This is a genomic window from Ruegeria sp. SAZD011 (assembly GCF_059612545.1).
Genome location: NZ_JBXWQU010000009.1, coordinates 187,883 through 203,271 on the forward strand (window position 1 = coordinate 187,883; position 15,389 = coordinate 203,271).

Consider the following 15,389-nt stretch of genomic DNA (forward strand, 5'->3'; position numbering starts at 1 on the left):
CCCCATTCCCTATATAATCGCTCAGGAAACATGCCGAGGACCCGATGACCCACGCGACAGAACCCATGGAAGGCGCGCCGCTGATTGCGCCCTCTTCCGTCGACCACGACCTGTACGAGCCGGTGGTCGAGGCCTGCCGCACGGTCTATGACCCCGAAATCCCGGTCAATATCTTCGAGCTGGGCCTGATCTATACCGTCGAGATCTCGGGGGAGAACGAGGTCCGGGTGATCATGACCCTGACCGCGCCCGGCTGCCCGGTGGCGGGCGAAATGCCCGGCTGGGTCGCAGCGGCGGTCGAAAGCGTGCCCGGTGTCAAATCGGTCGAGGTCGAAATGACCTGGGACCCGCCCTGGGGCATGGAGATGATGTCCGACGAGGCGCGGCTGGAACTGGGTTTCATGTGAGCGGCACAGGGGCAGTTCTCGTCGAAAAACCGCCCTTGTCGCAGAACATTTACAAGATCGTCACCCAGACTTGATCCTTTCGTTACAGATCGCGGCCAGACTTGCCGCGGTTGGTACCCGGGCTTAACCCCCACCCGGACAAGGCGTTACCACCGGCCCTGGGTCCCGCGCCTTCCCCGGGCAGGGCCCGCAAAGATGGGGCCGCTCTTGCCCGAGGGCGGCCCGCTTTCTTTCAGCCACACTTGAGCCAAGCCCCCAAGCGCCCTAGATTAATGGCAACGCGCGACAATGGAGACTTTCATGTTCGGTATACCCGGCAAGCAGGCGGTGACCATGACCCCCCGGGCGGCGACCCAGATCGCCCGCCTGATGGACAAGGGCGGCCATACCGGGCTGCGCATCGGCGTCAAGAAAGGCGGCTGTGCCGGCATGGAATACACCATGGATTATGTGGATCAGGCAGACCCGCATGACGAGGTGGTCGAACAGGACGGCGCCCGCATCCTGATCGCGCCCATGGCACAGATGTTCCTGTTCGGCACCGAGATCGACTACGAGGTCTCGCTGCTGGAATCCGGGTTCAAGTTCAAGAACCCCAACGTGGTCGATGCCTGCGGTTGCGGGGAGTCGATCAAGTTCGACGAAAGCCTTTCCAACCGCTGATCCGCGGCCCTCTCGCCCACCACCCGCGATTGTCACGCCCCTTCCCCGATGCTATCGGAACCCGATGACATTCTGGACGGCTATTTCGGGAGAGAGCGATGCGGCGCAAACTGGCGGCAGGAAACTGGAAGATGAACGGCACCGGCGAAGCGCTGACAGCGCTGGAGGCGATTGCCGGAGAGCATCCCGCCGCCACTGTCGACCTGCTGATCTGCCCGCCCGCCACGCTGCTTTACCGTGCCGCTCAGGCCGTCAGTGGCAGCCGGGTGCGGATCGGGGGCCAGGACTGCCACGCCGCCAATGCAGGCGCCCATACCGGTGACATCAGCGCCTTGATGCTGGCCGAGGCCGGTGCCAGCGCCGTCATCCTCGGCCATTCCGAACGCCGCGCCGATCATGGCGAGACCGACGCTCAGGTCAGCGACAAGGCGCGCGCGGCGCTTGATGCCGGGCTGATCGCCATCATCTGCATCGGCGAGACGCTGGCCCAGCGCGAAGCGGGCCAGACACTCGACGTGGTCTGCGCGCAACTGGCCGGGTCAGTGCCCGACGGGATCGACGGGACGCAGGTGGTGATCGCCTATGAACCGGTCTGGGCCATCGGTACCGGGCTGGTGCCGACGCTTGACCAGATCGCCGAAGTCCACGACACGCTGCGCCAGCAACTGATCGGGCGCTTCGGCTCGGAAACCGCCGAGGCAATCCGCCTGCTCTATGGCGGCTCGGTCAAGCCGGGCAACGCGGCCGAGATCTTTGCCGTTTCAAACGTGGATGGCGCGCTGGTCGGTGGCGCCAGCCTGAGTGCTGCCGATTTCTCGCCCATCGTCACCGCGCTGGAGCAGGCGGCGGGCTGATATACAGCTTGCCCCCGGCGGGCTGCTTCGGGATCATGTCCGCATGACCTCACCAACGCTCGCGGTGCGGCAGGCATCGCCCGACGACCTGCCGCAGTTGCTCGACCTCTACCGGCACCTCAACCCCGAGGATGCGCCGCCGCCCGCGCCGGATGCGGCGCGGGACATCCTGACGCGACTGAGCTGCTACGATGGCAGCGCCATCTTCGTGGGCGAGGTCGTGGACACTCTGGTCGCCTCCTGCACCCTGATCGTCATTCCCAACCTGACGCGGGGCGGCAGCCCCTATGGGCTGATCGAGAATGTGGTGACCCATGGCGATTTCAGAAAGCGTGGATTCGGCAAGGCACTGCTGGATCATGCCACGGCGGCGGCGTGGGAGGCGGGCTGCTACAAGCTCATGCTGATGATCGGTTCGCGCCAGGCCGAGGTGTTGCGCTTCTATCTTGATGCGGGTTTCGAACAGTCCAAGACCGGGTTCCAGAAACGGCGCGTAGCAGCACGCCCCGAGGGCTGAGGGGACGAACCGCACAGGCAGAGGTCCGAAAACAAAGAAGCCGGGCAAGTTTCCCTGCCCGGCATGGTTTCTCGATTGCAGCCGCATCCGTTACTTGATGATGATCTCTGGCCCCATCAGCGCGTTGGGCAGCACCGTCGACAGCCAGGGCACATAGGTGACGAGGATCAGGAAGACGAAGAGCACGGCCAGGAAGGGCAGCGCCGCGCGCACAACGCTCATCATCGGCATCCCCGCTACGCCCGAGGTCACGAAGAGGTTCAGACCCACGGGCGGCGTGATCATCCCGATTTCCATGTTCACCACCATGATGATGCCCAGGTGGATCGGGTCGATCCCAAGCTCGATCGCGATCGGGAACACCAGCGGCGCCACGATGACCAGCAGGCCTGAGGGCTCCATGAACTGGCCACCGATCAGCAGGATCACGTTGACCACGATCAGAAAGGTGATCGGGCCCAGACCCGCCGACAGCATTGCGTTGGCCACATGCTGGGGCACTTGCTCGTCGGTCAGAACATGTTTCAGGATCAGCGCGTTGGCGATCACGAACATCAGCGTCACGGTCAGCTTGCCCGCCTCGAACAGGGTGTTGCGGGTATCCTTGTGAAAGAACGCCCCCACCAGGGCCAGCGGCCGGGTTAGCAGGCTCTTGCGCACACCGCCATTATGCTCGGCCGCCAGCGGCCCCATGTCGCGATAGACAAAGGAGGCCACCAGGAAGGCATAGACCGAAGCCACCGCCGCCGCCTCGGTCGGTGTGAAGATGGCGCTGGTGATGCCAGGGATACCGTAGATACCGACCATGATCACCACGATCAGCATCAACCCCCACAAAGCGTCGCGGAAACTGTCGCCGATCTCGCCCCAGCCGGCCCAATCGCCCTTGGGCATGCCCTTGATCGTGGCCATGACATAGATCGCGATCATCAGCATGACACCGGCCAGAATGCCCGGAATGACGCCAGCCAGGAACATCCGGCCTACCGAGACCTCGACCGAGGCGGCATAGACCACCATCACGATCGAGGGCGGGATCAGGATACCCAGCGTGCCCGCGTTACAGATCACACCGGCGGCGAATTCCTTGGTATAGCCCGCCTGTTTCATCGCCGCGATGACGATGGACCCGATCGCCACCACCGTCGCCGGGGACGACCCGGACAGAGCTGCGAACATCATGCAGGCAAACACGCCCGAGATCGCCAGACCGCCGCGCAGGTGACCGACACAGGCGATGGCGAACCGGATGATCCGCTGTGCCACCCCGCCCGTGGTCATGAAGGACGAAGCGAGGATGAAGAAGGGGATCGCAAGCAGGGTGAAATGTCCCTCAAACGCCTGGAACAGCGTCTGCGCCACCGAGGCGAGCGAACTGTCCGAGAAGATCAGCAGGAACAGGACCGAGCTGAAACCGAGCGCAACCGCGATGGGCACCCCGATCAGCAGGAACCCCACCACCATCACAAAGAGAAGCACCACGTCCATCAGTCATCCTTCCCCAGTTGCTCGCGAACTTCTTCCAGTTCGTCCTCGGCCTCGTGGCTGGCGATCATGCGGTCCTGGCCACCGGTCCAGATGCTGCGGGCCACTTGCAGGAATCGCCACAGCAGCAGGCCCATGCTGAGCGGCAGCACCAGATAGGGCACCAGCCGCGGCAGTTTCTCGTATTCGTCGCCCTCGTTGAACACGGTCTCCATCCAGCCCAGGATCGCCGGATGCGGGATATCGTTGGTCTCGTACCAGCCCTTGGGGCGGAACTCGTCCTCGAACCCGGTCGGAAACACGCGCCCGGTGGTCTGCGGCAGGTTGGCGAAGTTGGACCAGTAGTCCCACGACCCCTTGAGCAGCAGCAGCGTGAACAGGATGCAGATGGTGACCGAGATCAGCGCCATCACATGGCGGCCCTTGGGCGACAACATGTTGATGACCGCGTCGACCCCCAGATGGGCGTTCTTCTTGACGGCATAGCTTGCCCCCAGCAGCACCAGCCAGCCGAACATGAACACCGTCAGTTCGAGCGCCCAGAGAATATTGTGATTGAACACGTAGCGTGCGACCACATTGGCAAAGGTGATCACTGTCATGAAGCCCAGCAGCACGGCAATGATCGTCTCTTCAATGCGATCCACCCAGCTTTCGCTCTTGTGCGGATGCATGTCCCTCGTCCCTTGTTTTTATGAAAAAGGGCGCGGACAGTCCTGCCCGCGCCCCGTCAGGCTGTGCCTGGATTACATCGAGGCGTTGATGGATTGCGCCGCGTCGATGGCGTCCTGGCCCACGTCGTCCACGAACTTGTCCCAGACGGGTTTCATGGTATCGACCCATTCCTGGCGCTGCTCGGCGCTCAGCTCGCGCACCACGCCACCGGCGGCGAGGATCGCGTTGCGGGCTTCGTTGTTGACCTTGGTCGATTCCGCGTTGCGGGCGTCGGTCACTTCCTTGAGGATGGTCAGGAACTGGTCGCGCACGCCCGCATCCAGGCTGTCCAGCCAGTCGACCGAGGTCACCACCAGATAGTCGATGATGCCGTGGTTGGTCTCGGTGGTGCCGTCCTGTACCTCAAAGAATTTCTGGCCGTAGATGTTCGACCAGGTGTTCTCCTGCCCGTCGACAACGCCCTGCTGCAACGCGCCATAGACTTCGGAGAAGGCCATTTTCTGCGGGCTTGCGCCCATCGCTTCCATCTGTGCGACCAGCACGTCCGAGGACTGAACGCGGAACTTCAGCCCGTTGGCATCCGACGGCACCAGAAGCGGCTTGCTGGCCGACATCTGCTTCATACCGTTGTGCCAATAGGCAAGGCCCTGAAGGCCACGCTTCTGCATGCTGTCGAGCAGAGCCTGACCAGCATCCGAGGTCTGGAACGCGTCCACCGCATCCACGTTCTTGAACATGAAGGGCAGATCGAAGAGACGGAACTTCTTGGTGAACTTCTCGAATTTCGACAGCGAGGGCGCAGCCAGTTGCACATCCCCCTGCAACATCGCCTCGAGCACCTTGTCATCATTGTAGAGGGTCGAGTTCGGATAGACCTCCATGCACATGGTGCCGTTCATCTCGGCATTGACGCGCTCGGCCAGAAGCGAGGCGGCGATCCCCTTGGGGTGCTTGTCGGTATTGGTCACGTGGGCAAATTTGACCACGATCTCGCCGTCGTCGCAGGCGGCCATGGCGGCACCGGCGGTCACAGTCAGGGCCAGCGCGGTCGCGGCGGTTGTCAGGAATTTCATGTCTTTTGTCCTCCCAAAAGTCTGTCACATGTTCCTCGGACGCCAGAGGCGCCACATGCAGGCAGTGAAGCGAATCGCCTGACGCCACTCAACGGTTCTGACGGCGCCCTGAGAGAATGGAGTTTTAATCTATATTTTCAGCACCTTAAGAGAAACACCGATTCGCCAATCACCGGCAGGCCGCCTCTGCTGTGCGAGTTTCCGCACAGCCGATTTCGCCCATGTGCGGATTCCCGCACAACTCTGCGAATCGCGCGCTGCCGCTCGCCTGAAGCGCCGGCCAAGAAAATTCGTCGAATTTTCTTGGCGCCCGCCGCGGCCGTAACGCTAGCGACGATAGGCCTCGGGCTTGATGCCGTAGCGGGCCAGCTTGTCGTAGAAGGTCTTGCGCGGCAGTTTCAGCGCCTGCGCCGCCTCGGCGGCGCGGCCGTTGTGCCGCCCGAGCGCCGCGATCAAGAGGGTGCGTTCCACCCTTGCCATCTGTTCTGCCAACCCCAGTTCCGTGGCCTCGCTCACCTCTTCGGGCATGCCCAGCACAAATCGCATCGCTGCCGACATCAACGAGCGCGCATTGCCCGGCCAGTCCTGCGCCATAAGAGCCGCGAGGTGGTCCGGCGAGACGGCGGGTGGCGCGATACCCGCCTGCTCCGCCGCCTGCATCACGTAATGGCGAAAGATCACCGGGATATCCTCGGGCCGCTCGGCCAATGCCGGGATCCGCACCTGCATCCCCTCCAGCCGGTAGAAGAGTTCGGCGCTGAAGCTGCCCTTTTCCACCAGCGCGGCCAGATCAGCGGTACTGCCCGCCAGCAACCGCGCACCACCTGGCTGCTCCATCTCTTCCACGAGGGCATATTGCGCCGCCTGCGACAGGGCCGAAACCTCATCCAGGAACAGCGAGCCTTGCCCGGTCTCGGTACAGAGCCGGGACAGCTCGGCCACATCCAGCCCAGCGGCGGCGCGTTTGACGAAACTGCCCTGCGCGCGCGGCGACATCAGGTGGATCACCTCGGCCACCTTGGAAATGCCGCTGCCCGCGGGACCGGTCACCAGCACCTCGGCACCGGTCGGGGCGACGCTACGCACCCGCTCGCGCAACGCCTCGGCCCGGGCCGAGGTGCCAAAGAGCATCCGCGCCGCCGGGTCGCCCCGGTCAAGCTGCCGTTTCAGCGCCCGGGTCTCCAGCACTTGCGCCCGTGCCGCCATGGCACGGGCAATCACTGCCAGCAGGTCGGCCGCGGCACAGGGTTTTTCGAGAAAATCAAAGGCACCATCCCCCATGGCACGCACCGCCATCGGTATGTCCCCCTCGCCGGTCAGCAGGATCACCGGCAGATCCGGGTCGACGTCCTGCGCATAGGACAGAAGGTGGAACCCGTCCCGCCCCGGCATGCGGATATCGGACACGATCACGCCCCGAAATCCGGCGGTGATGTGATCCTTGGCCGCCACGAAGGACCCCGCCGTCTGCACCGCGTAGTCAGCCAGTTCCAGCGTCTGCCCCAGCGCCTCGCGCACCGCCGCGTCGTCATCGACCAGCAGGACCTTGTCGATCATGCCGCCGCCTCCTCTTGCCAGGGGTCAAGCTCGACCGTGAATTCGGCGCCGCCGCGGGTGTTGCTGCCCCGGATATTGCCGCCAAAGCTCTGCACCAGCCCGTAAGAGATCGACAGGCCCAGCCCCATCCCCTCGGAACTGCCGACCGCCTTGGTGGAATAGAAGGGTTCGAACACCTTTTCAGGTTCCTTCAGGCCCGGACCGCAATCCTGCACCCGCACCAGCAAGCGGGGACCGGTTTCGATCGCGATGCGGATATGACGCGTCTCCTGATCCATCATCGCGTCGACCGCATTGTTGATCAGGTTGACAAAGACCTGGGTCAACCGCACCTCGCCGCCGCGCGCCAGCACCGGGCCGACGGTGCCCGGGTTCCAGTCAAGTGTCACCGCGTGTTCGCGCAACCGCGCCTCGGTCAGTTCCACCGCCGCCTCGATCACCTGCACCAGATCCACGCGGCTCACCGGCTCGCTCTCGTTACGGGCAAAGGCGCGCAGATTCTTGATGATCCGCGCCATCCGCGCCGCCATGTCCGAGATACGACCAAGATTCTCGGTCGCCTTGCCGGTATTGCCCCGCGCCAGAAAGGCGGTGCCGTTATCGGCGAATTGCCGGATCGCCATCAGCGGCTGGTTCAATTCGTGGCTGATGCCCGCCGACATCTGGCCCAGGGCGCTCAACTTGCCCGCCTGCACCAGTTCGGCCTGGGCACGCTTCAGCGCTGCCTCGGCCTCTTGCCGTTCGGCCACCTCGCGGCGCAGCGCGCTGTTGGCGGCGGTCAGGGCCCGTGTGCGCTGGTCCACGCGGCTTTCCAGCACCTTGTTGGCGTCAGCCAGGGTACGACGGCGTTCTGTCGCCAGATAGAGCATGGCACCGAAAGCCAGGCAGATCGCGGCCACCGCCGCAGCCTGCAACCCGGCGATGCGACGGGCGGGCGCCACGTCGACCAGCACCTCGCCGGTCATGCCGATCACCGGCAGCGGCCGCGTCATGTGAAGCGCCCGCGCGGGCAGGTACGGCCCCCAGTCGAGCTGCCAGATCTCGTATCCCCCCACCCGATGCGCCGAAAAAGGCAAGGACGGCCCCTTTGCCGGTACCAGGCCGGGCTGACCGGCAGGCCGCCTCCACCACAGCAACTCGCTGCGGTTCGAGATGAAGACCTGGCCCGAGACATCGGTGAAGAAGACCGCCGGAGTGTTGCCGCGCCAATCCCACTCCAGATGCGCGATATCCACGGCAACGACCAGGGCGCCGCGCACCTTTCCATCAGTACCGAACGCGGGAGCGGCATAATATATCGCGCGCAAATCCAGCGGGTGCTGAACACCATGCGCGCTACCAAGCGCGCCATGCAGCGCGCGCCGGAAATACCCGGTCTCGGATATGTCGCTGAACAGCGTTCCGCGCGCAGATGCCAGTACGCGGCCCTGGGTATCGGCATAGAGAATTTCCAGCGCCGAGGTCTTGTCCGCCACATCAAGAAACAGCGACTGTGCCTGCTGGCGCCCCGTCTCGGCGCCCAGATTGCCCAAAGCCGGATGATCCGCCAGCAGAACGGCGGTTTCCTGGTAACGCTGCAACTGAGCGGTCAACCGGTCGCTCGCCAGTTCAAGATCTGCCTCGGCCCGCTGCGCAAGCTGTCCCAATGCCTGACGATAGCCATAGCTCCAGACGCCGGTGGCCAGAACAGCCACCGCCGCCAGAAAGCCCGAGATGACCCACCAACGCCGCATATCCTAGGGTCTTGCACCCTCGGGCGACCAAGGCAAGAGGGCAACGCGCCCTGTCACAGCGGCAGGACGGTGGTCGATTTGATCTCTTCCATCGACAACAGCGCGGTCACATTATGCACCCGCACCTCGGAGATCAGCGCCTGATAGAAGGCATCATAGGCGCGGGCATTCTTGACGCGCACCTTGAGGATATAGTCGATATCGCCCGCCAGCCGGTGCGCCTCCTGCACCTCGGGGCGATCCTGAAGCGCCTTGAGGAACTGTTTCTGCCAGTCCGCCTCGTGTTCAGAGGTGCGGATGAGGACAAAGAAGCAGGCCTCGAACCCCAGCGCCTCGGGGTCGAGGATCACCGTCTGCTGACCGATCACGCCCGCCCCCTTGAGCTTGCGTATCCGATTCCAGACCGGGGTCTTGGAGCTGCCGACCCGGCTGGCGATCTCGTCCAGCGACTGGCTGGCATCGCGTTGCAGCTCGACCAGAATTTTCCGGTCCGTTTCGTCAATGCGCACTGACATTCTGGTTTTTCCTCAAAATCCGAACTCATGTCCCTTACCGTCACCAACATGGAACGAATGTCCTTATTTGGCGCGGCATATGGAGCTTGATAGGGAATATTTCCTATATTGAGAGGCAAGTCAAACAGGAGACAGGTCGCATGACAGCCTCGCGCATATACCCGGGTTCCGGACATGTCGATTTTGTCGGCGCAGGTCCCGGCGATCCCGATCTGCTGACGGTCGCGGCGCTCAAGGCGTTTGCGGCGGCGGATGTGGTGCTGCATGACCGGCTGATCAGTGACGCGGTGCTGGCGCTGGCGGGTGAACGCGCCGAATTGGTCGATGTGGGCAAGGCCGGGTTCGGCCCCTCTTGGAAACAGGGCGATATCGACGCGCTGCTGGTGGACCATGCCCGCCGCGGTGCGCGGGTGGTGCGGCTGAAATCGGGCGATCCGACCGTGTTCGGGCGCTTGGATGAAGAGATCGACGCGGTCTCGGCCGCCGGGATCAGCTGGCGCATCGTGCCGGGCATCACCGCCGCCTCGGCGGCGGTGGCGGGCATCGGGCAGAGCCTGACCCGGCGCGGGCGCAACAGCGCGGTGCGCTTTCTGACCGGCCATGACATGCAGGGCTTTGCCGATCACGACTGGACGGCGCTGGCCCGTCCCGGTGCGGTGGCCGCGATCTACATGGGCAAGAAATCGGCCCGCTTTGTTCAGGGGCGGCTGATCATGCACGGCGCCGACCGTGCCACCCCGGTGACGCTGGTGGAAAACGCCTCGCGCCCGGAGCAGCGGGTGCTGGCCACCACGCTCGACCGACTGCCCGCCGATCTGGCCGCCGCCGAGATGGACGGCCCCGCCCTCACCTTTCTGGGTCTGGCCCCGCGCGATGCGGCGGCCGCCCTCAGCACGATCAACAAGGAGCTTGCCTGATGGCCCGCGCATTCACCCCCAAGATTGTCACCGCCAATGACCTGCTCGACGGCGACGTGATCTATCAGACCGCCGACGACCGCTGGTCGCGCGATCTGGCCGAGGCCGAGCTGATCACCGACGAGGCGCATGCACAGCTGCGGTTGCTGGACGCCTCACGCCAGGCCGCCCGCGTCGTGGGCGCCTATCTGGCCGATGCCCGCCCCGGCCCGAACGGCCCCGAGCCCGTGCATTTTCGAGAGGATTTCCGCCGGACCGGCCCGTCCAACTATGCCCATGGCAAGCAGGAAACCTCTCCGCAGCCCCGGGCCTGAGCCACAGGCCCTTCCCCCCTCAAAAGGCCCCGGCTCCGGGGCTGCACCCAAGGACAGCCAGACATGTATCGCTATTCCGAATTCGACACCGCCTTTCTTGCCGAGCGCAACGCCCAGTTCCGCGCCCAGGTGGAACGCCGCATAGACGGCTCGCTGACCGAAGACGAGTTCAAGCCTCTGCGCCTGATGAACGGGCTCTATCTGCAACTGCACGCCTATATGCTGCGGGTGGCGATCCCCTATGGCACGCTGAATTCGGCGCAGATGCGGCAGCTGGCGCTTTTGGCCGAGAAATGGGACAAGGGGTATGGCCATTTCACCACCCGCCAGAACATCCAGTACAACTGGCCCAAGCTGCGCGACGTGCCCGACATGCTCGACGCGCTGGCCGAGGTGGGGCTGCACGCAATCCAGACCAGCGGCAACACCATCCGCAACGTGACCGCCGACCATTTCGCCGGTGCCGCGGCGGATGAGGTGGCCGACCCCCGCCCCTATGCCGAACTGCTCCGCCAGTGGTCGACCGACCACCCCGAGTTCCAGTTCATGCCGCGCAAGTTCAAGATCGCCATCACCGGGTCGGCCAATGACCGCGCGGTGATCAAGGCGCATGACATCGGCCTGCAACTGGTGACGCGCGACGGCGTGCTGGGCGCCCGCGTCATCGTCGGTGGCGGCCTGGGCCGCACGCCGATGATCGGTCAGGAGCTGAGCCCCTTTGTCGCCTTCGACGATCTGCTTGCCTATCTCGAAGCAACGGTCTCGGTGTGGAACCAGATCGGGCGGCGCGACAACAAGTACAAGGCGCGGATCAAGATCACCGTTTTCGAACATGGGATCGACGCGATCCGGGCCAAGGTCAACGAACGGTTCATCAAGGTGCGTGGTCAGTTCAAGGGTGCCGACATGGCGCTGCTGGACCGGATCAAGGCACATTTCGCGCCGCCGGAGTTTGTACAAAACGGTCAATCCGGCTTCGAAGAGGCGTACAAAACGGACAATATCTTCCGCTCCTGGGTCGATACCAACATCGCCGCGCACAAGCGCGAGGACCACGCCATCGTCACCATCTCGCTCAAGGCGCATGGCGCCACGCCGGGCGACGCCACGGCGGAGCAGATGCGGGTTATGGCGGATCTGGCCGAGCGCTATGCTTATGACGAGCTGCGCATCAGCCACGAACAGAACGTGATCCTGCCGCATGTGCCGCGCGCGCATCTGCACGCGATCTTCAAGGCACTTCAGGAAAACGGTCTAAGCACCGCAAATATCGGGCTTATCAGCGATATCATTGCCTGCCCCGGGATGGATTACTGCGCCCTGGCGACGGCCCGCTCGATCCCCGTGGCGCAGGAGATTGCGACCCGGTTCGAAGAGCTGAAGTTGGAGCATAAGATCGGCGCGCTCAAGATCAAGATCTCGGGCTGCATCAACGCCTGCGGCCATCACCATGTGGGCCATATCGGCGTCCTCGGCCTCGACCGTGCAGGTGTCGAGAACTACCAGATCACCCTTGGCGGCGACGCCACCGAAACCGCCGCCATCGGCGAGCGGACCGGCCCCGGCTTTGCCTATGACCAGATCGTGCCCGCCATCGAGCGGATCGTGGAAACCTATCTGGATCAAAGGCTTGACCGCGAGGAGAGCTTTATCGACACCTATCGCCGGGTTGGCATGGCGCCGTTCAAGGCGGCGCTGTATCCCGAGGCCCGCGCCGATGCCGCTTGACGAGATCCAGACCGAACTGGGCCGCGACCGGAGCGTCCTGACGCAGAAGGTCGCGGCGCTCAACGCCCGCTACAAGCATCACAGCGCCACCGATGTCATGCATGGGGCGCTGCGCGAGGCGGGCAATATCGCGCTGGTGTCCAGCTTTGGCGCGGAATCGGTGGTGCTGTTGCACATGGCGGCGGTGATCGACCGGCAGGTGCCGGTATTGTTCATTGACACCATGATGTTGTTCGCGGAAACCCTTGTTTATCAACAGGAAGTCAGCGAACGACTGGGGCTGCGCAATGTCCATGTAATCCGCGCCGATGCCGATGACGTGGCCCGCGATGACCCCTATGGCGCGCTGCGCCTGCGCGACACCGATGCCTGCTGCACCCTGCGCAAGACGATCCCGCTGCAACGGGCGCTGGCGGGCTATGACGGCTGGATCACCGGGCGCAAGCGGTTCCAGGCGGGCACCCGCGCCGCGCTCGACTTCTTCGAGGTCGAGGACGGCACCGGCCGGATCAAGGTCAACCCGCTGGCCCATTGGGCCCCCGAGGACGTGCGCGCCTATATGGAGGAAAACCGCCTGCCCCGGCATCCGCTGGTGGCACAGGGATACCCTTCGATCGGTTGCGCGCCCTGCACCTCGCCGGTGGCACCCGGAGAAGACCCGCGCGCCGGGCGCTGGCGCAACCAGAACAAGGAAGAATGCGGCATTCATTTCGTCGATGGCAAGATGGTGCGCAACGGAGACAAGACATGACTGTGATCGTGACCGACCAGGGCTTTCAGCCCGACGACTGGACCGACGGTTTCACCGCCCTGGGCGATGTGGCCAATGACGTGGTGGCGCTGGACGTGCCCGCCGATGCCGACCCTGACGCGCTGGCAGCACGGTTGCAGCGGGTGCGCATGGTGCGGGTGGATTTCCCCTCTTTCGCCGATGGGCGCGGTTTTACCATCGCGCGCACCCTGCGCCTGCATGGCTATAGCGGGCGGCTGCGGGCCAAGGGTCATGTGCTGGCCGATCAATATGCCATGGCCCGCCGGGCCGGGTTCGACGAGGTCGAGATCGACGCAGCCCTGGCCAATCGCCAGCCCGAGGCGCAATGGCTGGCCCGCGCCGACTGGCAGGCGCATGACTATCAGGCCCGTCTGCGCGGCTGACCTGACGTCCACATTCATTAGTACACTAATGAAAAGGGGAGACATTCACCTTTTCATGATGTATGTCAAAGACTAGAGAGAGGCGCCGGCTTACCGCACCGGTGACATGAACAATGACCGAGATGAGACCCGTGACCGAAGCCGCCGCCATCAAGGCCCCCACCCTGCCCGACGCCCAGACCGTGACGCAAGTGAAACACTGGACTGACCGGCTGTTCTCGTTCCGCGTGACCCGGCCCGCCAGCCTGCGGTTCCGCTCGGGCGAGTTCGTGATGATCGGCCTCTTGGGCGACAATGGCAAACCGCTTCTGCGCGCCTATTCCATTGCCTCGCCCGCCTGGGACGAAGAGTTGGAGTTCTACTCGATCAAGGTGCAGGACGGCCCGCTGACCTCGAAACTGCAACATATCCAGCCCGGCGACGAGATCATTCTGCGGCCCAAGCCGGTTGGCACGCTGGTGCATGACGCGCTGTTGCCCGGCAAGCGGATCTGGTTCTTTGCCACCGGCACGGGCTTTGCCCCCTTTGCGTCGCTCCTGCGCGAGCCGCAGACCTATGAGGATTACGACGAGGTCATCATCACCCATACCTGCCGCGAGGTGGCCGAGTTGGAATATGGCCGCCAGCTGATCGAGGAGGTCCGGCAGGACGAGCTGTTGGCCGAACTGATGGGCGAGGGCTTTGCCGACAAGATCCGCTATTACCCCACCACCACCCGCGAAGAGAGCCCGCGCATGGGCCGGATCACCGAGTTGCTGAAAGACGGCACCGTATTCGCCGATCTGGGTATCGAGGGCGGCATCAAGCCGGAAACCGACCGCGCCATGGTCTGTGGCAGCCTTGCCTTCAACCACGACATCAAGGCCATTCTCGAAGGGTTCGGCCTGACCGAAGGCGCCAATTCCGATCCGCGCGAATTCGTGATCGAAAAAGCCTTTGTCGGCTGAACTGCCGCCCCGGCTGCAATATGTGAACCCGAACGGCACATATACCCTTTTTTACCGGTCCGCCCGCCAATGCCGCTTGAAACGCGGGGCGGGCCGGTTTACTTTCCGGCACCGAATTTCTGGCAACAACAAAGGAATATTCCCATAGCCCGCAGACCTCACAACGCGCCGCCGCAACGCGACACCGGCCCGCGCGTCAATGACAAGATCCGTGCACCCGAAATCCGCCTGATCGGCGCAGATGGTGAAAATGTCGGTGTCGTGCATCCCGCCAAGGCCATGGCCATGGCAGAGGAAGCCGGGCTGGATCTGGTCGAGATTTCTCCCAATGCCACGCCCCCGGTCTGCAAGATCATGGACTATGGCAAATACAAGTACGAACAGCAGAAACGCGAAAGCGAAGCGCGCAAGAAGCAGAAGATCATCGAGGTCAAAGAGGTCAAGTTCCGTCCCAACACGGACACCCATGACTATGACGTGAAGATGCGCAACGTGTTCAAGTTTCTGGAGAACGGCGACAAGGTAAAGGTCACGCTGCGGTTCCGCGGGCGCGAGATGGCGCACCAGAACCTGGGTCGCGAATTGCTGGAACGGGTGGCCGAAGACGTCAAGGAAGTGGGCAAGATCGAAAACATGCCCAAGATGGAAGGCCGGCAGATGATCATGATGATCGGTCCGCTGCCCCAGAAATAAGCCTGTGAACGGGTGAAGAAACCTCTGCCCCGCCGCATCCCGGCGGGGTTTTCCTTTGTTGGCCGTACTGAGACTGGGGCCCAAAATCTCTGATGAGATTTTGTTGACAGAGTTTGCCTTTGCAAACTCTGCGATGTTGCTCTTTGAGAAGAGGTC

At 63.6% G+C, this 15,389-nt stretch carries 17 protein-coding genes; 11 read left to right on the forward strand and 6 right to left on the reverse strand.

The features are described from left to right. The first annotated feature begins 44 nt into the window (after positions 1 to 44). The 4 genes from AC2FLM_RS02145 (at position 45) to AC2FLM_RS02160 (ending at position 2,441) form a co-directional block, all read left to right on the forward strand. A complete protein-coding gene (locus AC2FLM_RS02145) occupies positions 45 to 407 on the forward strand; it encodes an SUF system Fe-S cluster assembly protein (protein ID WP_234136237.1) in 363 nt (120 codons plus the stop codon). 300 nt (positions 408 to 707) lie between these two features. Further along, positions 708 to 1,070, forward strand: a complete 363-nt coding sequence (locus AC2FLM_RS02150; protein WP_234136236.1) for a HesB/IscA family protein — start codon at positions 708 to 710, stop codon at positions 1,068 to 1,070. 98 nt (positions 1,071 to 1,168) lie between these two features. Beyond that, entirely contained in the window at positions 1,169 to 1,924 is a 756-nt protein-coding gene (gene tpiA / locus AC2FLM_RS02155; RefSeq protein ID WP_496855198.1) for a triose-phosphate isomerase, read from the forward strand. Positions 1,925 to 1,967: 43 nt separating this feature from the next. Then, positions 1,968 to 2,441: a GNAT family N-acetyltransferase gene (locus AC2FLM_RS02160; protein WP_496855200.1), complete on the forward strand. Its 474-nt coding sequence runs from the start codon at positions 1,968 to 1,970 to the stop codon at positions 2,439 to 2,441. Positions 2,442 to 2,531: 90 nt separating this feature from the next. On the opposite strand, the gene AC2FLM_RS02165 is transcribed toward AC2FLM_RS02160, so the two are convergent. From AC2FLM_RS02165 to AC2FLM_RS02190, 6 genes are all read right to left on the reverse strand, one after another. Then, positions 2,532 to 3,929 carry a TRAP transporter large permease gene (locus AC2FLM_RS02165; RefSeq protein WP_496855202.1) on the reverse strand — a complete coding sequence of 466 codons (1,398 nt, stop codon included), beginning with the start codon at positions 3,927 to 3,929 and terminating at the stop codon, positions 2,532 to 2,534. Further along, positions 3,929 to 4,600 (reverse strand): TRAP transporter small permease, encoded by a 672-nt coding sequence (locus tag AC2FLM_RS02170; RefSeq protein ID WP_496855204.1) that lies wholly within the window; start codon positions 4,598 to 4,600, stop codon positions 3,929 to 3,931. The genes AC2FLM_RS02165 and AC2FLM_RS02170 overlap by 1 nt, the downstream gene beginning before the upstream one ends. A gap of 72 nt (positions 4,601 to 4,672) precedes the next feature. Beyond that, entirely contained in the window at positions 4,673 to 5,674 is a 1,002-nt protein-coding gene (locus AC2FLM_RS02175) for a DctP family TRAP transporter solute-binding subunit (protein ID WP_234136231.1), read from the reverse strand. Between the two features lie 327 nt (positions 5,675 to 6,001). Beyond that, a complete protein-coding gene (locus AC2FLM_RS02180; RefSeq protein WP_234145394.1) occupies positions 6,002 to 7,231 on the reverse strand; it encodes a sigma-54-dependent transcriptional regulator in 1,230 nt (409 codons plus the stop codon). Next, positions 7,228 to 8,964 carry a sensor histidine kinase gene (locus tag AC2FLM_RS02185; protein WP_496855207.1) on the reverse strand — a complete coding sequence of 579 codons (1,737 nt, stop codon included), beginning with the start codon at positions 8,962 to 8,964 and terminating at the stop codon, positions 7,228 to 7,230. The genes AC2FLM_RS02180 and AC2FLM_RS02185 overlap by 4 nt, the downstream gene beginning before the upstream one ends. Positions 8,965 to 9,017: 53 nt before the next feature. Then, complete coding sequence (locus tag AC2FLM_RS02190; RefSeq protein WP_234136228.1) at positions 9,018 to 9,479, reverse strand: Lrp/AsnC family transcriptional regulator; 462 nt, start codon at positions 9,477 to 9,479, stop codon at positions 9,018 to 9,020. Between the two features lie 140 nt (positions 9,480 to 9,619). Here AC2FLM_RS02190 and cobA point away from each other — a divergent pair, with 140 nt between their 5' ends. The 7 genes from cobA to infC all read left to right on the forward strand — a co-directional run bounded on the left by cobA (position 9,620) and on the right by infC (position 15,233). Beyond that, positions 9,620 to 10,396 carry a uroporphyrinogen-III C-methyltransferase gene (gene cobA, locus AC2FLM_RS02195; RefSeq protein WP_496855209.1) on the forward strand — a complete coding sequence of 259 codons (777 nt, stop codon included), beginning with the start codon at positions 9,620 to 9,622 and terminating at the stop codon, positions 10,394 to 10,396. Further along, a complete protein-coding gene (locus tag AC2FLM_RS02200) occupies positions 10,396 to 10,710 on the forward strand; it encodes a DUF2849 domain-containing protein (protein ID WP_234218380.1) in 315 nt (104 codons plus the stop codon). Before cobA ends, AC2FLM_RS02200 begins: the two co-directional genes overlap by 1 nt. A gap of 63 nt (positions 10,711 to 10,773) precedes the next feature. Next, a complete protein-coding gene (locus tag AC2FLM_RS02205; protein ID WP_496855211.1) occupies positions 10,774 to 12,438 on the forward strand; it encodes a nitrite/sulfite reductase in 1,665 nt (554 codons plus the stop codon). Next, a complete protein-coding gene (locus AC2FLM_RS02210) occupies positions 12,428 to 13,189 on the forward strand; it encodes a phosphoadenylyl-sulfate reductase (RefSeq protein ID WP_496855213.1) in 762 nt (253 codons plus the stop codon). The genes AC2FLM_RS02205 and AC2FLM_RS02210 overlap by 11 nt, the downstream gene beginning before the upstream one ends. Beyond that, the gene (locus AC2FLM_RS02215; protein ID WP_496855215.1) at positions 13,186 to 13,593 is read left to right on the forward strand and encodes a DUF934 domain-containing protein; all 408 of its coding nucleotides are present in this window, start codon (positions 13,186 to 13,188) and stop codon (positions 13,591 to 13,593) included. Before AC2FLM_RS02210 ends, AC2FLM_RS02215 begins: the two co-directional genes overlap by 4 nt. Before the next feature lie 113 nt (positions 13,594 to 13,706). After that, positions 13,707 to 14,540: a ferredoxin--NADP reductase gene (locus tag AC2FLM_RS02220; protein ID WP_234145388.1), complete on the forward strand. Its 834-nt coding sequence runs from the start codon at positions 13,707 to 13,709 to the stop codon at positions 14,538 to 14,540. 69 nt (positions 14,541 to 14,609) lie between these two features. Further along, positions 14,610 to 15,233 (forward strand): translation initiation factor IF-3, encoded by a 624-nt coding sequence (gene infC / locus AC2FLM_RS02225; RefSeq protein ID WP_234145387.1) that lies wholly within the window; start codon positions 14,610 to 14,612, stop codon positions 15,231 to 15,233. The last annotated feature ends 156 nt before the right edge of the window (positions 15,234 to 15,389 follow it).

Excerpts from the sequence above, each read along its gene's own strand:
- AC2FLM_RS02170 (WP_496855204.1), bottom strand. The coding sequence starts at position 4,600 with ATGCATCCGCACAAGAGCGAAAGCTGGGTGGATCGCATTGAAGAGACG.
- AC2FLM_RS02150 (WP_234136236.1), top strand. The coding sequence starts at position 708 with ATGTTCGGTATACCCGGCAAGCAGGCGGTGACCATGACCCCCCGGGCG.
- AC2FLM_RS02180 (WP_234145394.1), bottom strand. The coding sequence starts at position 7,231 with ATGATCGACAAGGTCCTGCTGGTCGATGACGACGCGGCGGTGCGCGAG.
- infC (WP_234145387.1), top strand. The coding sequence starts at position 14,610 with ATGCCGCTTGAAACGCGGGGCGGGCCGGTTTACTTTCCGGCACCGAAT.
- AC2FLM_RS02200 (WP_234218380.1), top strand. The coding sequence starts at position 10,396 with ATGGCCCGCGCATTCACCCCCAAGATTGTCACCGCCAATGACCTGCTC.
- AC2FLM_RS02215 (WP_496855215.1), top strand. The coding sequence starts at position 13,186 with ATGACTGTGATCGTGACCGACCAGGGCTTTCAGCCCGACGACTGGACC.
- AC2FLM_RS02145 (WP_234136237.1), top strand. The coding sequence starts at position 45 with ATGACCCACGCGACAGAACCCATGGAAGGCGCGCCGCTGATTGCGCCC.
- AC2FLM_RS02190 (WP_234136228.1), bottom strand. The coding sequence starts at position 9,479 with ATGTCAGTGCGCATTGACGAAACGGACCGGAAAATTCTGGTCGAGCTG.
- AC2FLM_RS02205 (WP_496855211.1), top strand. The coding sequence starts at position 10,774 with ATGTATCGCTATTCCGAATTCGACACCGCCTTTCTTGCCGAGCGCAAC.
- AC2FLM_RS02160 (WP_496855200.1), top strand. The coding sequence starts at position 1,968 with ATGACCTCACCAACGCTCGCGGTGCGGCAGGCATCGCCCGACGACCTG.
- AC2FLM_RS02210 (WP_496855213.1), top strand. The coding sequence starts at position 12,428 with ATGCCGCTTGACGAGATCCAGACCGAACTGGGCCGCGACCGGAGCGTC.
- AC2FLM_RS02175 (WP_234136231.1), bottom strand. The coding sequence starts at position 5,674 with ATGAAATTCCTGACAACCGCCGCGACCGCGCTGGCCCTGACTGTGACC.
- AC2FLM_RS02165 (WP_496855202.1), bottom strand. The coding sequence starts at position 3,929 with ATGGACGTGGTGCTTCTCTTTGTGATGGTGGTGGGGTTCCTGCTGATC.
- AC2FLM_RS02185 (WP_496855207.1), bottom strand. The coding sequence starts at position 8,964 with ATGCGGCGTTGGTGGGTCATCTCGGGCTTTCTGGCGGCGGTGGCTGTT.
- cobA (WP_496855209.1), top strand. The coding sequence starts at position 9,620 with ATGACAGCCTCGCGCATATACCCGGGTTCCGGACATGTCGATTTTGTC.
- AC2FLM_RS02220 (WP_234145388.1), top strand. The coding sequence starts at position 13,707 with ATGACCGAGATGAGACCCGTGACCGAAGCCGCCGCCATCAAGGCCCCC.
- tpiA (WP_496855198.1), top strand. The coding sequence starts at position 1,169 with ATGCGGCGCAAACTGGCGGCAGGAAACTGGAAGATGAACGGCACCGGC.